This window comes from Bradyrhizobium sp. sBnM-33 (assembly GCF_032917945.1).
Lineage (GTDB): Bacteria > Pseudomonadota > Alphaproteobacteria > Rhizobiales > Xanthobacteraceae > Bradyrhizobium.
Genome location: NZ_CP136624.1, coordinates 7,598,196 through 7,611,409, shown reverse-complemented (window position 1 = coordinate 7,611,409; position 13,214 = coordinate 7,598,196). Strand labels below are relative to the sequence as shown.

General features: G+C 59.7%; 11 protein-coding genes, 2 tRNA genes and 1 pseudogene. 9 read left to right on the top strand and 5 right to left on the bottom strand.

What is annotated here, in order from left to right; genetic code table 11:
• Positions 1-119 precede the first annotated feature (119 nt).
• The 4 genes from RX328_RS35655 (at position 120) to RX328_RS35640 (ending at position 2,980) form a co-directional block, all read left to right on the top strand.
• Complete coding sequence (locus RX328_RS35655; RefSeq protein ID WP_213256814.1) at positions 120-695, top strand: TRAP transporter small permease; 576 nt, start codon at positions 120-122, stop codon at positions 693-695.
• Positions 692-2,017, top strand: a complete 1,326-nt coding sequence (locus RX328_RS35650; protein WP_213256817.1) for a TRAP transporter large permease — start codon at positions 692-694, stop codon at positions 2,015-2,017. The genes RX328_RS35655 and RX328_RS35650 overlap by 4 nt, the downstream gene beginning before the upstream one ends.
• 130 nt (positions 2,018-2,147) lie before the next feature.
• Positions 2,148-2,726 carry a Spy/CpxP family protein refolding chaperone gene (locus RX328_RS35645; protein ID WP_213256819.1) on the top strand — a complete coding sequence of 193 codons (579 nt, stop codon included), beginning with the start codon at positions 2,148-2,150 and terminating at the stop codon, positions 2,724-2,726.
• Positions 2,727-2,904: 178 nt separating this feature from the next.
• A tRNA-Lys gene (locus RX328_RS35640) sits at positions 2,905-2,980 on the top strand.
• A 236-nt stretch (positions 2,981-3,216) separates the two neighbouring features.
• Here RX328_RS35640 and RX328_RS35635 read toward each other — a convergent pair.
• Together RX328_RS35635 and RX328_RS35630 are read right to left on the bottom strand one after the other, a co-directional pair.
• Positions 3,217-3,936: a tyrosine-type recombinase/integrase gene (locus RX328_RS35635; RefSeq protein WP_317258573.1), complete on the bottom strand. Its 720-nt coding sequence runs from the start codon at positions 3,934-3,936 to the stop codon at positions 3,217-3,219.
• Positions 3,937-4,054: 118 nt separating this feature from the next.
• Entirely contained in the window at positions 4,055-4,339 is a 285-nt protein-coding gene (locus RX328_RS35630) for a hypothetical protein (RefSeq protein WP_249727261.1), read from the bottom strand.
• 605 nt (positions 4,340-4,944) lie between these two features.
• On the opposite strand from RX328_RS35630, the gene RX328_RS35625 reads away from it, so the two are divergent.
• From RX328_RS35625 to RX328_RS35620, 3 genes are all read left to right on the top strand, one after another.
• Positions 4,945-5,009 (top strand) — tRNA-Glu (locus RX328_RS35625).
• A gap of 391 nt (positions 5,010-5,400) precedes the next feature.
• Positions 5,401-5,583, top strand: a complete 183-nt coding sequence (locus RX328_RS43970) for a helix-turn-helix domain-containing protein (RefSeq protein WP_409410914.1) — start codon at positions 5,401-5,403, stop codon at positions 5,581-5,583.
• A gap of 957 nt (positions 5,584-6,540) precedes the next feature.
• Positions 6,541-7,644, top strand: a complete 1,104-nt coding sequence (locus RX328_RS35620; protein WP_213256823.1) for a hypothetical protein — start codon at positions 6,541-6,543, stop codon at positions 7,642-7,644.
• 96 nt (positions 7,645-7,740) lie between these two features.
• Here the strand turns inward: RX328_RS35620 and RX328_RS35615 are convergent, their stop codons facing one another.
• The gene (locus RX328_RS35615; protein ID WP_249727263.1) at positions 7,741-8,478 is read right to left on the bottom strand and encodes a hypothetical protein; all 738 of its coding nucleotides are present in this window, start codon (positions 8,476-8,478) and stop codon (positions 7,741-7,743) included.
• Positions 8,423-9,079 (bottom strand): HEPN/Toprim-associated domain-containing protein, encoded by a 657-nt coding sequence (locus tag RX328_RS35610; protein WP_312018152.1) that lies wholly within the window; start codon positions 9,077-9,079, stop codon positions 8,423-8,425. The genes RX328_RS35615 and RX328_RS35610 overlap by 56 nt, the downstream gene beginning before the upstream one ends.
• A 274-nt stretch (positions 9,080-9,353) precedes the next feature.
• Here RX328_RS35610 and RX328_RS35605 point away from each other — a divergent pair, with 274 nt between their 5' ends.
• Both RX328_RS35605 and RX328_RS35600 read left to right on the top strand, forming a co-directional pair.
• Positions 9,354-11,105, top strand: a complete 1,752-nt coding sequence (locus tag RX328_RS35605) for a toll/interleukin-1 receptor domain-containing protein (protein WP_213256825.1) — start codon at positions 9,354-9,356, stop codon at positions 11,103-11,105.
• A pseudogene (locus RX328_RS35600) lies at positions 11,083-11,457 on the top strand (lipid A biosynthesis lauroyl acyltransferase); the annotation flags it as partial. The gene RX328_RS35605 and the pseudogene RX328_RS35600, both read left to right, overlap by 23 nt.
• Here the strand turns inward: RX328_RS35600 and RX328_RS35595 are convergent.
• Positions 11,437-13,053 (bottom strand): B12-binding domain-containing radical SAM protein, encoded by a 1,617-nt coding sequence (locus RX328_RS35595; protein WP_213256827.1) that lies wholly within the window; start codon positions 13,051-13,053, stop codon positions 11,437-11,439. The pseudogene RX328_RS35600 and the gene RX328_RS35595 sit on opposite strands and share 21 nt — an antisense overlap.
• Between the last annotated feature and the right edge of the window lie 161 nt (positions 13,054-13,214).

Sequence of the window (13,214 nt, the reverse complement as noted above, 5' to 3'; positions counted from 1 at the left end):
TCGGGCTTCCGTGCCAAGGCACGGAAGCCCCTTATATATCGGGGACTCGGCAACACACGGCCGCGAAGGAATGTGGAAGGTGAGGCGTCGTAAACGCCTGACCTGAAGGGGGGACATTGATGCTGCTTCGCATCCTCGACCGGCTTGAGGAGATATTGATCGCGACGCTGATGGCGCTCGCGACCCTCATCATCTTCGTCGCCGTCTGCCACCGCTATCTGCTCGGCGTGCCCTTCCTCTTTCCGATTCTGTTCCCGATCAACCTGTCCTGGGCGCAGGAACTCTGCATCTACATGTTCGTGTGGGTCGCCAAGTTCGGCGCCGCCTATGGGGTCCGCACCGGCATCCATGTCGGCGTCGACGTCGTGGTCAACCAGATCAAGTCGCCCTGGAAGAACGCGATCGTGCTGTTCGGGTTGCTTTGCGGGGCCTTCTTCACCGCCGTCATCGGCACCATGGGCGCGCATTTCGTCTACGGGCTTTACCACACCGACCAGGTATCGCCGGACCTCGAGATTCCGAGCTGGTTCGTCTATCTCTGCATTCCGCTCGGCTCCTACCTGATGTGCTTCCGCTTCCTGCAGGTCGCGTATCGCTACTTCTTCACGGGCGAACTTCCGCACCATGACCACGCCCACGTCGAGGGTGTCGACGTCGATGCGCCCGGTGCCGGCGTCGCGGAGGTGACGCGATGACCTCCTTGATCATCTTCGGACTGCTGATACTGCTGATGCTGACCGGCATGCCGATCTCGATCGCGCTCGGTCTCACGGTGCTCACGTTCATTTATGTGATGACGAACGTGCCGACCGAGTCGGTGGCGCTAAAACTGTTCACCGGCATCGACAATTTCGAGATCATGGCGATCCCGTTCTTCATTCTCGCCGGCAACTTCCTGACCCATGGCGGCGTCGCCAGACGCATGATCAATTTCGCGACCACCATGGTCGGGCACTGGTATGGCGGCCTGGGCCTCGCCGGCGTCATGGCCTGTGCGCTGTTCGCCGCCGTGTCCGGATCCTCGCCCGCGACGGTGATCGCGATCGGCGCGATTATGATGCCGGCGATGGTCAAGCAGGGTTTTCCGAAACGCTTTGGCGCCGGCGTCATCACGACATCAGGCGCGCTCGGTATTTTGATCCCGCCATCGATCGTGATGGTGATCTATTGCGTGGCGACCGGCGGCAGCATTGCGCTCGATCCCGCCGGCCAGCGGGTATCGTCGGCATCCGTGGGCCAGATGTTCATGGCCGGCGTCATCCCCGGCGTGATGCTGGCGACGCTGCTTGGATTGACCACCTTCTACCGCGCCTGGAGGAACGATTATCCGAGGTTGCCGCGCGCGAGCTGGGGCGAGCGCTTCGCGGCGTTCCGCAAATGCATGTGGGGATTACTGCTGATCGTGATCGTGCTCGGCGGCATCTATGCCGGCATTTTCACGCCGACGGAGGCGGCCGCGATCAGCGCGGTCTATGCCTTCGTGATTGCGGTGTTCGTTTATCGCGACATGTCGCTGAAGGACGTGCCGAAGGTGCTGCTCGGCTCGGCCAATATGAGCGCGATGATCCTCTACATCATTACTAATGCGGTGCTGTTCTCGTTCCTGATGGCGAACGAAAACATTCCGCAGCACATCGCAGCCTGGATCACCTCGGTCGGCGTTGACTGGATCATCTTCCTGCTCGTCGTCAACGTGCTGCTGCTGCTCGCCGGCAACTTCATGGAGCCGTCCTCGATCGTGCTGATCATGGCGCCGATCCTGTTTCCGGTGGCAGTCAAGCTCGGCATTCATCCGGTGCATTTGGGCATCCTGATGGTCGTCAACATGGAAGTCGGCATGTGCCATCCGCCGGTCGGGCTCAATCTCTACGTCGCCTCGGGCATCGCCAAGATGGGCATCACCGAACTGACCATCGCAGTGTGGCCATGGCTTTTGACCATGCTGATCTTCCTCGGCATCGTTACCTACGTGCCGGAGCTCTCGCTGTGGCTGCCGCGCGCGCTCGGGATGCTCTAGCAATATCGCATTGCGGGGGATCAAACGGGGTCACATTACACGTTGGTAAGGGCAGCCTCCCTTGCCAATCCTTAAGTTGAACGCCGACTGACGCAGGCTCATCTTCATGCAACCTTTCAAGGAGGTTCGCATGAGGAAATTCACCATCGCCGCCGTCGCGGTCCTTGCCATCGCCGGCTCGACCGCCGTCTATGCCCAGCACCGCCATTGGGGCTACGGCCATATGCGGATGAGCCCGGAGGACAGGGCGGCCTATACCGACGCACGGATCGCGGCCGTCCATGCCGGTCTTAAATTGACGGCCGAGCAGGAAAAGCTGTGGCCGCCGGTCGAGGCCGCGGTCCGGGAGTTCGCCAAGCTCAGGATCGATCGCGCCAATGCGCGAATGAACGCGCAGCGGGACGATTCCAGCCAGAAGCCGGACGATCCGGTGACACGGTTGCGCGACCGGGCCGAGACCATGGCGGCCTCGGCAGCCGCAATGAAGAAGATCGCCGACGCGGCCGACCCGCTCTACAAGACGCTGGATGACAGCCAGAAGCGCCGGCTCGCCGTCCTGACCCGCATGGACCGGTTCGGGGGCAGGGAAGGCTGGCGGCACCGCGAGCACCGGGGCATGGACCGCGACTTCGATCGCCATCGCGACTATGACCGGAACAGATATGACCGGGACGGCGGCCCGGACCGGGGCGGCCCCGAGCGCCTCTGACGCGCCCCTGATTGGCGCCCAGTCCGAACATGGGCGGAAGCCGCTGAAATCCAGCGGCTTTTCGCCGTTCCGGCTCTCAGCCAAAGCCCGGGAAAACTCTGCCCAGCTTGCTGGACATCCCGGGATCGCTTTGGTAAACGACGCCCTCTCGCGAAGGCTTGCCGGACTTAAAGCATCCGGGCGCATAGCTCAGTTGGTAGAGCAGCTGACTCTTAATCAGCGGGTCCCAGGTTCGAGCCCTGGTGCGCCCACCAAGCCTCGCAGGGACTTAGCGGCAATGCGTATCAGAACGGGCCTTTCGGTTTGACGTCCGGTTTGAGAAATTTGTTCGTCTTCCGTACGCTTGCTTAAGGAGTGGCGGGATGGCTGCGCGTTACCACAGCGGCTAGTTCGTTCCCCGGCGGCGTGGAGCATTCTCACAGGCAGAAGCCTTGGCGACAGAGGACGCCTTCACCTGGAATCGATCCACATCCCAATTTCATTTCTATTCCTACCCGTAAACTTCGCTCAGCTTCTTGATCGCTGACTCCGCGAGCTCGAGGCGGCCACCCAGGTAGTGCGCGTCCAGAATCTCCTGTACCGTTTTCATCGAATGGCCGGTGATAGAGGCGATCTCCGGCACGGAGCAGTTCGACAGGGCGAGGCGCGTAACAGCAGTGCCGCGCAGATCGTGGAAGTGCAGGTCCTTCAGCGAGGTTTTCCTGAACGCCTTATCCCAGCTTGTCCTGAAACCATCCTCCGTCCATGGCCGGCCGAACGAGTTGACCAAAATGGTCACGGCCGAGCGCTTCTCCTTCATCGCAGCATCAAGCGCCGCCTTCAGCGGCGGTCCCACCGGGATGGTTACACGGCGCCGGGCCTTACGGCCGCGCCCCTTCGACTGACGCATCCGGATGTATGTACCATCGTAGTCCTTCCAGGTCAGCCGCAGCAGGTCTCCCTGGCGCTGGCCTGTCCATACCGCGAGCAGGAGAGCGGCCTGCAGCTCGACGGACGCGATACCGCAGAAGGCGCGGATGTCGTCTGCAGTCCACACTATCTCCGAGCGATCGGATTCATAAAGCCGGCCACCGCGCTCGCAGACGTTCACCGCGATCTTGCCACGGTCCTTCGCAACCGACAGCACGCGCGCAATTGTGGTCCAGATGTAGTCCGCCTTGCGCGGCGTGTCGGAAAATGAATCACGAAACTCTTTGAAGTCACCCCGCACACGCTTGTCTTCGAGAGCCCCGATTGGCAACGAACCGAACTTGGCCTCGATGAGTTTGAGGTAGCCATCATAGGCGCGCTTACTCTTCTCACCGAGGTCCTTGTACTCGCTGCAGTCCTTAGTCGATGAGCGAGCGGAACGTCTCGGCGCTCTTCTTCTTGTAGGATGCAACAGCTTCATTGTAGAGGCGCATGAACTCGGGCGTGCCGGGCTCCGCGTCGATGCGTGGGCCGCCCTTCCAAGCGTACCAATAGGTTTTCGACGTTCCGTCAGCGAGCTTTTTGATTGACCAGTTGATTCCCTTCAGCCGCACTCGCATTTTGGGATGCCTTCCACGCGTCGTATGGTGATAGCCGCGGTTGCATTGTAGGCTGGAGACCGGATAGCCGGTCAAGGGCTGCATCGATGGCTTTTCTATCCCACTTGTGCGTTCCGGGGATCGGGCCCGGCATGATTCCGCGTCGAATCCAGTCGTTGAACCCCGACAACGTTTCGCAGCCGGCATAGGCCGCAGCCTGTTCTTTCGACATGCCACGGGGCTCAGCCATTCAGCACTCCCACTGCCGCCACTGGGTCTGGTTTCGGCGGCATAGCTGTTGATCAAGTCCGAGAAAGCTGCCGAGAAAAGAGTAGCGGGCTGGCCGTCGCGCATTCGGTTAGTTTGGAGTGGATATCGGACAGGTCCATGCGCGCGCGAACCATTTCAGAATTGCTTATGACATCTCGCGGAACTGAGTTATCTGGTGCGGTGATCCAAAGCCGCGTTCGGCGTTTCGCCCGTTTCACTTGTGTCCCAGCGGGACTCGAACCTGCAACCAGTTCGTTATGAGCGGCGGGATAACGATCGGCTTCGTTGATGTTGCTGTCTTTTTGTCTCAATCCGGTCGCGTTCGTTGCGCTTCGGTTGCATCGTTTCTGGTGCGAAACTGGTGCGGTCACGCCTGCTCGTGCAGACGAGTCGGGATTGACATCTATAGGTCTCTATCGCCGAACTCTTTCAGGATGATCATCGAGCGGATCGACTTGGCCCTCTCAAGGCTGAAACAGGGGTTCGATTCCCCTAGGGAGCACCAGCAAACTCAGGCACTTAGGTAGCCATCAGCCACGTTCGTTGAATAATGGTTGAATAAGACGCTGGTGAACAGCGGCGAACGCTTGGGGAATTTGCTGCCGACATTAGCAGACTAGCCTCGGCGCGATGCCTCACTGTGGCTGGCGCATTCGCGAAAAATTTCCTCGTCACCCTTTGGTGTCCGGAAATATTCAAAGCGCCGCTGACGTGCGCTGTCGTACGCGAGCGCCCTCGGATGTTCGCATTGACGTTGCTCGTCGCACAATCAACTCTTGCCCCGTCGAGCTTTGCGCGAATAGGAGGGCCACGTGAGATACAATCGACGAGAGAAAACTGGCGGACAACAGTCACAAGCCAGTCTATCCGCTCCGAAAGCCGCAGAACCGAGCACGATGCCATTCGCCCAGCGGCTCACCTGCACGATTGACGATGCATGCGAAGTGACCGGCTTGGGACGCGCGAAGCTCTACGAGTTGATAGGAGCTGGGCGTATCGTCACGACAACGATCGGACGTCGGCGACTAGTAGTGGTGCACTCACTTCTGGCGCTCATTGACACCAACATGTCGAACTAAAGGACGTCCGACTTAACGGAGCACACTTTCAACGCGCTTTTCCTCAGGCACTCATTTTGATGACACGACCGTGCTTCCTTAGCCGGTCGAACTCGTCCGCCCACCACCGCATCATCCGCACGGCGCTCCTGCCAGAATTCGGCGGCATGGGTCTAGGCGCCACGGATCTCATTCGCCTCCTGATGCGCAAGTCGACGTTCGATCGCATCCGCTTGTCACTTGCCGCTTTCGTTCGGGAGGTTGACGCGGTGGATCGCACGCCAGAATGGTCAATTCGATCTGGTCGTATCCGAGACGCGCAGCGCTGCGTTAGGGGTGCTGTGACTGATTGGGCGATGCCAGGATCTCACCGACGGGAAGAGATATCTTGATCCGCCAGTGATTTTCTGGAGCTCGCGAAGAATGGCGAGAGCTTGAGACGCCAGCGGCGCCGGTGTGGCCGTCTCATCTTCATCGTTTTGGCCGGTATGCGCCATTCCCCGTCAGCCAGGCCGAACTTGGTCCATTCCGCCTGTCGCAACTCGACAGGTCGCACAATGACCAGCGGAGCCAGCTTCAGCGCATACCCTCGTCAGCGTCCTGGCCGGCACCGAACTTTGCGATTAAGCAATTGATATTTCAAAGATATGGAATATAGAAACCAACACGGCTACCAACATTGGTGCTCCCCAGGACCTTCCCTGAACGAAAGGGGCCAACCGAATCGCTCGCCAACCCATACAATTGACCGCCCGCGGCGTAAGACCTTTTCGCGCGATCAGACCGCCTCGATCGTCGCGATGTAGCCCCGAGCAAGCGCTACTGGTTCTCTTGAATTCTTGACATTGGGCACAAGCCTTGCTGGCCGATTTTAGCGCGAACGTCGGTCCACGTAGTTGAACGCTATGTTGCTAGGAACCTCGACTTCCGCTCAGATGCAGACATTTCCAGCAGACACGCCCGACAAAGAGCAGGCATTTGAGCAAGACTGAGCACGCCGTCTTCTATGCATGGCAAAGTGATTCTCCTGCCAGCACCAATCGAAATGCTATCCGTCAGGCATTAGTTGCAGCCGCCGCCCGGATTGAGCGCGAACAGCCGGAGCTCACGCTGAAACTCGACGAGGCGACCCGCGACATGATGGGCGCGGACAATGTGCCGCGTTCGATACTGGAGAAAATCGAGGCCGCGGACATCTTTGTTGGTGACGTGACGACCGTCACACCGCTGGCACCGGACGAGATCAAGGCGCGGCCCTGTCCCAACCCCAACGTGACGTTCGAGGTCGGCTATGCCGCAGCGCATCTCGGCTGGAAGCGAATGATCCTGCTGACGAACCTGTCGATTGCCAAATACGAGGACCTACCGTTCGATTTCGATCGCCAGCGGATCTCGCAATACCGGGTCAAGGAGGCGAACGACAAGAAGGGCATCGAGCGACTGACCGATCTGCTCGTCATGGCGCTCAAGGCAATACTGGACGGCAATCCGGCCCGCCCCGCTGAACTCAGGATGATGGACCCGGCTCAGGTTCGCCGCGAGCGTGACCTGCGCGCTGCACGGTGGGCCCTCTCGCAGTTTGCCATTCCGGCGTTGCAAGGCCACATCGAACGGCTGCCCCACTCCATCCTCAACCGCGACCTGTTTTACTATGAGAGCTTTCACGGCGTAGTCAGCAACTCGCTATTTCACATCAATGATCCTGCGCTCGACGCCGCCGTTCGTGGGCTCGACGCCGCGTGGAACGAAGCGACGTCCTACGGACGGAACTACACTGACACCCGCACTGGGATGAACGTCTTCTCAAGTCCTGGCGATGTGCTGGTGACCGAGGAGCAAGAGGCCGATTGGGAGGCGATTCTTGTCGCGCGCGCCGAGATGCATCGGCGGTTGGAAGCCTTGCTGGCGATCATTCGCACGAACTACGTCGAGATCGATCTTCACGAGACGATAAGGAGGCGTTCGAAGAGTGGCGAAAATCCCAGGAGGGGGTCAAGAAGCTATTGGCGGATGAGTGACTTCGGTTCGGTTTTCGTAAACCACACCGGCAGCACGGACGCTAGGGACGGCGCTGCGTCCTAGCCCGTCCGTCAGAGGATCGTCACTCGGATGGGCCGAAACCATCTCGCGTGGGTTCGGTGAGCGCAGCGAGTAGAGCCATCGGACGGCAGCTCGCCCTTACATCGGGGCTGTGAGTTGGCCGTCTTGCCCAGCTAGCCGCGCTGCGAGCTCGCCTATAGCCATCAGACGGCACTGCTCAACCACAGCATCGAGCACCCTGTCGATTCTACTGGTGTCGTATCCACTCGTCGGCAAGTTCTCGACGGTCAGTTTCAAGAAGGCTTTGACATAGCTTTCCTTATGGTCAAGCGCGCCCTGGTAGCTGTCGGTCTCCCTCTTGTAATTGCTCCAAACCACCCGTGGCGGGGGAAAGTTGCCCACGCGATGGTCGAGATAGCATTCGATCGCCGCGGCGCGCCCGTTGATATCCGCAACGTGATCGCCTTCGGGCCCCTTGGCCGGAAACGATCGGAACGCCTCGAGCGACGTGAGAACCATCGCCCGCATGTTGGAGGGAAGCGCCAGTGCACCTTGCTTGTTGAACGCTTCGGTCCCTTCAGCGTCATTGTCAAACGCGAAAACAATCTGATTTTGCACGTCGATCTTCGCGAGGCCTTCAGCAAACTTGAGGAGGTTGCCTGTGCCCGGGAATGGATGGCGCTCGCTGACATCGATAAATCGGAAAAAGTCCGTGATTTCGGGGCGCAGGAGGGTAAACGCGTGCTGCAGGATGTGCGCATCGGAACTGCCTTCGGTGGCGATGAGGAAGGTTTCAGTGCGGCGCGCGAGAGGCGTGAATTCATCTGGGCCAGCCCACCCCCGCTTCGAGAAGCGGACCATACTGCCAAACGACATCGGCCTCGAGGTTGGCAGAATTACCGGCGAGAACTTGCAACATCAGGTAAGGATGAAGAATGGTGATGCAGCTGCCGAAATAGGCGCGTTCGGACCAGGTCGCAGGGTCATGGTCCACGCTGGGGATACGGCTTATTGTTGTTTCGTCGTCGACGAAGCGTCCTTGCGGTCTCGAACGACTCTCCCATTCGTCGAGATGACGAACGGTATCGTTCAGCGCGGAGATAGGATACCGATTGGCGAAGGCGCAGAACTCATCGAACGAGAGCGGTTCTACGCCGGGTGGCTCATCCAGCTCGGTTATTGCTTCGCGAGTGTCCACGTATTGGGTGGCCAGATCGTCGTAGGCTACCCGCGCTTGTTCCATCGTATAGCCGAGCAACGCGAGCCTTGGCAGGACGTCCTTGAGTTCGCGTACGAAGGCCATCTCCATCGGCGTGGGGTCGTCGCCCGTTTCGCTGAAATGATCATAGTTGATCTGGTCGCTATGAACCGCGCGCCGATCCCGTTCCTGGAAAAGTGACCCGTGGTCCACGCCTCGGTGGTTCTTGGCCCAGTCCAGGGACAGCCCGCCAAATTCGAGATGGATTTCAGTACCCACGCGATCTCCTGTTGCGAGAACTTGATAAGCGCGCACCGGCGCGGCCAAGGCAGTCGTCAACTTCGCTCACCTCGTGATGATCCCAGCGGCAACTTTGTGGACAATTGAACGGAAGCGTATTGCGGCCGATCCCGGCTTCCGCGAAGTAAGCTCTACCCCGCCCAGAGTACGTCAGTAAAAGCCGGTTTATCTTGTTGTTAGTAAGACTTGGGGACGAAGCAATATCGCAATCCCTTGCTTGACTGCCCAGGAAACGAGCACTCATTCTGGACGCATGAATTATGACTTTTCAAGTCTGTCCCACAGCGAGTTTGAGGATCTGGCCCGCGACCTCGTCGGGCGCGAGATAGACCTGCCATTCGAAGCCTTTCCCGAGGGCCCGGACGACGGGATGGACGGACACCATGCGCGTGCCGACGGATCGATCGTAATGCAGGCGAAGCATTACCGCGGCTCCGGCTTCGCGGCCTTGAAGTCGAAGATGACGAAGGAGCGGCAATCGATCGACCGGCTGGCGCCGACGCGCTACATCCTCGTAACGTCCGCGCCACTCACGCCAAAGAACAAGACCGCGTTGGCCGAGATCATCGGCCCATCGCTGCAAACGCCGGGCGACATTTTCGGACCCGGAGACCTCAACGCCCTGTTGCGCAAATATCCAGAGATCGAGAAAGCCCATCAAAAGCTTTGGGCGCAGAACACGTCGGTTCTGCAAACCGTTGTCACGGAAGCTGTCGGGAGGGCCCTTGCGAAACCAGGACTGATCCCGACCGTCCTCGCCAATCTTATGCCGCCGGCGGCAGTCGCGGGCGACGCCGCAGCCGCTGACAAAGCGATGCGAGACACGATCTTTCTGATCAAGGCGTCGCCGATCGACGACGAATTTTCGCTTTGGCTCGCGCCCAAGCTTGAGGCCGAGGGGTACCGCGTGTTCGCCGACATCCTGACGCTTCAGCCCGGCGACCGATGGCGCCGGCAAATCAATGAGGCGCTGCAATACCGGGCAGTGAAAGTTCTGCTCATCTGCCGCGATGCCACGCTCTCCAACGCGCATGTTCAGGATGATCTCGACATCGCGCTAGAGATGGCCAAAGAGCTCGGCGATTCCCGGTTCATCATTCCGCTGCGGCTCGAACCGGGAAAGAAGGTCAAGGGCGTCGGGGATGCGGTGACCGTCGATTTTGTGCGCGGCTGGGGGGAAGGTGTCGGCTTACTGCTTGACGCGCTGCAGCGGCAGAAGGTGCCGCGTCCCGCCGGCGAACCGGTGATCGATCCGAACTGGGAGATCTTCCGGCGGCGCGGCGCGATCCCGCTTATCGACGAAGCCGAGCGATTGACCGCGAACTGGTTGCGTGCCGCGGAAGCGCCCGACGTCATCCGATTCTTCGAGAGCACCGGTGCGATCGAGGACCGATTGCTCGATCGCGCGCTCGAGGATTTCCCCTATCCCTGCGCGAAGCAGGGCTCCGGGATCATTACCTTCGCGGATCAATCTGAAGTCGACGCCGCGTTCGCGTTCGCTGGCCGCTTCAAGCTGAAGCACGAGATACCGTTGCTGGAATTCGTCGACGACGGCTTTTCTCCGATCGGGATCGAGCGCCAGGTCGCGTCCAATCTGGTCATTGCGATGATCAAGAAAGCCTGGCTGTCATTCTGCCGGGAGCGGGGCTTTGTCGAATATCACTATTCCAGCGCTGTCGGCTTCCATGCTTCGGCTGCACAGGCAGCGCTCGGACAACGCATCCCGTGGGGCAAGCAAGGCGACCGGCGGTCCTCAATGCTTCGCAATGTCGCGAAGGGACATGTCTGGCAGTTCGGCGTCACCGCGATGCCCTACTTCTGGCCATTCTGGCATCTGAAGCTCAAGTCGAGAGTCCTGTTCGCGGTCGATAATGAAACGCCGGTGGGTCTCAGCATTGACGATCCCAGGAAGCTTCATCGCCTGCGCCGAAGCATTTGCAAGGGTTGGCGCAACAAGCAGTGGCATGGGCGCATGCTCGCGCACGCTGATTCCAGCTGGTCGTGACGCACCCCTAAAACTTGCGGAGGCCCTGAAAAGTGGTCAGCACGTCGGGCTGCTGGTCGGCCAGTATCTGACCAACGGTGTCGAGGTTACTTTCTTTGGCCGCAAGAACAAGGCCAATCCGATGCTGGCCCGGCTGCTGCGGCAGATCGAGTGCTCGATTCATGGCGTGCGCATCATCCGCCTGCCCGGACACCGCTTTCGTGCCGAACTGTCTGAAGAAGTGAAGCCGGCCCGCGACGCCGCCGGGCAAATCGACATTCAGGGAACGATGCAGGCGGTCACGTCGGTGATCGAGGGCTGGATCCGCGAATATCCCGATCAGTGGCTGTGGCTACACCGTCGCTGGCGGTAGCGTCTGCTTAACCCCCGTGGCCCTCACCGGAGGCATACCGTCCAGCTCGGCAATCCGGCGGTCAATCTCACTGATCACGCGCTTCGAGAACGGCCCGAGGTGCAGGTACAGCGCCATCAGCATCACAATGTAGCGCAGCGCGCGTGGATTGGTCTTGGCGACCTCGACGAAGGTCTTCCAGAACGGCTCGCAAACCTCCGGCAGGGCACGCATGATCTTGTGCACGCTGTCGATGCCGCCAAGCCTCTTGCGCATGTCGCCATCCGGCAGGTCGCGGCGCCGATCGGACCGGTCGAGCATGACGGCAAGCCGCGACAGCCGTCCTGCATATGCCGTCGGGCTGAACACGTGTCCGAGCACGGCCTTGTAATCCGCAAGGATGTCACGAAGCGGACGCTTGGTGTCGAAATTGCAGCCCAGCGTGCATTGGTCGCCCGCCTGCTCGACCTTCATGAGGTCATGGCCGTTGTGCAGGCGGCCTTCCTTGGCTAGCCGCCGCGTCAGCTGTGTACCAGGCAGCGCATAGAGCAGTCCAACCATGCAGACTGGAACGTTCGCCTCCTCGATGAAGTCGATCATCGCCTGCCCCATCGAGACTTTCTCGCTATCGAACCCAACGATGAAACCCGCGGTGACGAACATGCCGTAGCCGTAGATCTTATGAATGCACTCGGCGATGTTGCGCCTGGTGTTCTGCTTCTTCTTCATCTGCACGAGCGTCTCTGGATCCGGGCTCTCGATGCCGACGAAAATCCCGAAGAAGTTCGCGTCCTTCATTGCCTGCAACAGCTCGCTGTCGTCCGCGATATTGATCGAGGCTTCGGTCGAGAACTCGAACGGATAGTCGCGCTCTTCCAGCCAGGCTTTGAGCCGCGGTAATAGTGTGCGAAGGTTTTTCTTGTTGCCGATGAAATTGTCGTCGACGAAATCGACATGCCCGCGATAACCGTGATCGTAGAGTGCTTGCAGCTCGGCGAGAATCTGATCGTTGGTCTTGGTGCGCGGCACGCGACCATACAGCTCGATAATATCGCAGAACTCGCAGGTGAACGGGCAGCCACGCGAATATTGCACGCCGATGAAGAGATAGTGATCGAACTCGATCAGATCGTAGCGGGGCATCGGGCTTAGCGTGACGTCGATCTTGAATTTCTCGGCGATGAACACGCCCTTGCGCTCGCCGCTTTCCCAGGCGGCGATGAATTGCTCGATGATTTGCTCGGCCTCGCCGATCACCTGGAAGTCCGCGTCCGCGTAAAGATGCGGGCTGGAGGACACGTCAGGTCCACCGACGCATACTGGCTTGCCGTGCAGGTGGGCGAGATCGATCAGGTACATGAAATCAGGCTGCTGGTTGAGCATGCCGCCGATCATCACGAGATCGGCCCAGTCGAGGTCCGCGTCCGTCAAAGGCTCGGTGTTACGGTTGACGAGACGGATGTCCCAATCCTTCGGCAGCATGGCAGCGACGGTGATCAGGCCGAGTGGCGCCGCCGGATACTTCGCGCCGACCAGTTCGCAAGCTTCCGTATAGTTCCAGAACGAGTCCGGGACGAACTTCGGATAGATCATTAGGACGCGGCAGGGAATCGTCATGTTGCTCCGGCCTGGACCTTGAGGGTCACAATGCCACGCAGCTTGTTGGTGCTCAAGGGTTCGATTCGCTCGTGGATATAGGCGTTAAATGCTGAAATATGGTGGAAGTGTGCATCTGACGTTCCGTTCGCGCACCTAACAGTTCGACGGCCGATTGTCAG

Excerpts from the sequence above, each read along its gene's own strand:
- RX328_RS35655 (WP_213256814.1), top strand. The coding sequence starts at position 120 with ATGCTGCTTCGCATCCTCGACCGGCTTGAGGAGATATTGATCGCGACG.
- RX328_RS35650 (WP_213256817.1), top strand. The coding sequence starts at position 692 with ATGACCTCCTTGATCATCTTCGGACTGCTGATACTGCTGATGCTGACC.
- RX328_RS35645 (WP_213256819.1), top strand. The coding sequence starts at position 2,148 with ATGAGGAAATTCACCATCGCCGCCGTCGCGGTCCTTGCCATCGCCGGC.
- RX328_RS35630 (WP_249727261.1), bottom strand. The coding sequence starts at position 4,339 with ATGCAGCCCTTGACCGGCTATCCGGTCTCCAGCCTACAATGCAACCGC.
- RX328_RS43970 (WP_409410914.1), top strand. The coding sequence starts at position 5,401 with ATGCCATTCGCCCAGCGGCTCACCTGCACGATTGACGATGCATGCGAA.
- RX328_RS35615 (WP_249727263.1), bottom strand. The coding sequence starts at position 8,478 with ATGTCGTTTGGCAGTATGGTCCGCTTCTCGAAGCGGGGGTGGGCTGGC.
- RX328_RS35605 (WP_213256825.1), top strand. The coding sequence starts at position 9,354 with ATGAATTATGACTTTTCAAGTCTGTCCCACAGCGAGTTTGAGGATCTG.
- RX328_RS35595 (WP_213256827.1), bottom strand. The coding sequence starts at position 13,053 with ATGACGATTCCCTGCCGCGTCCTAATGATCTATCCGAAGTTCGTCCCG.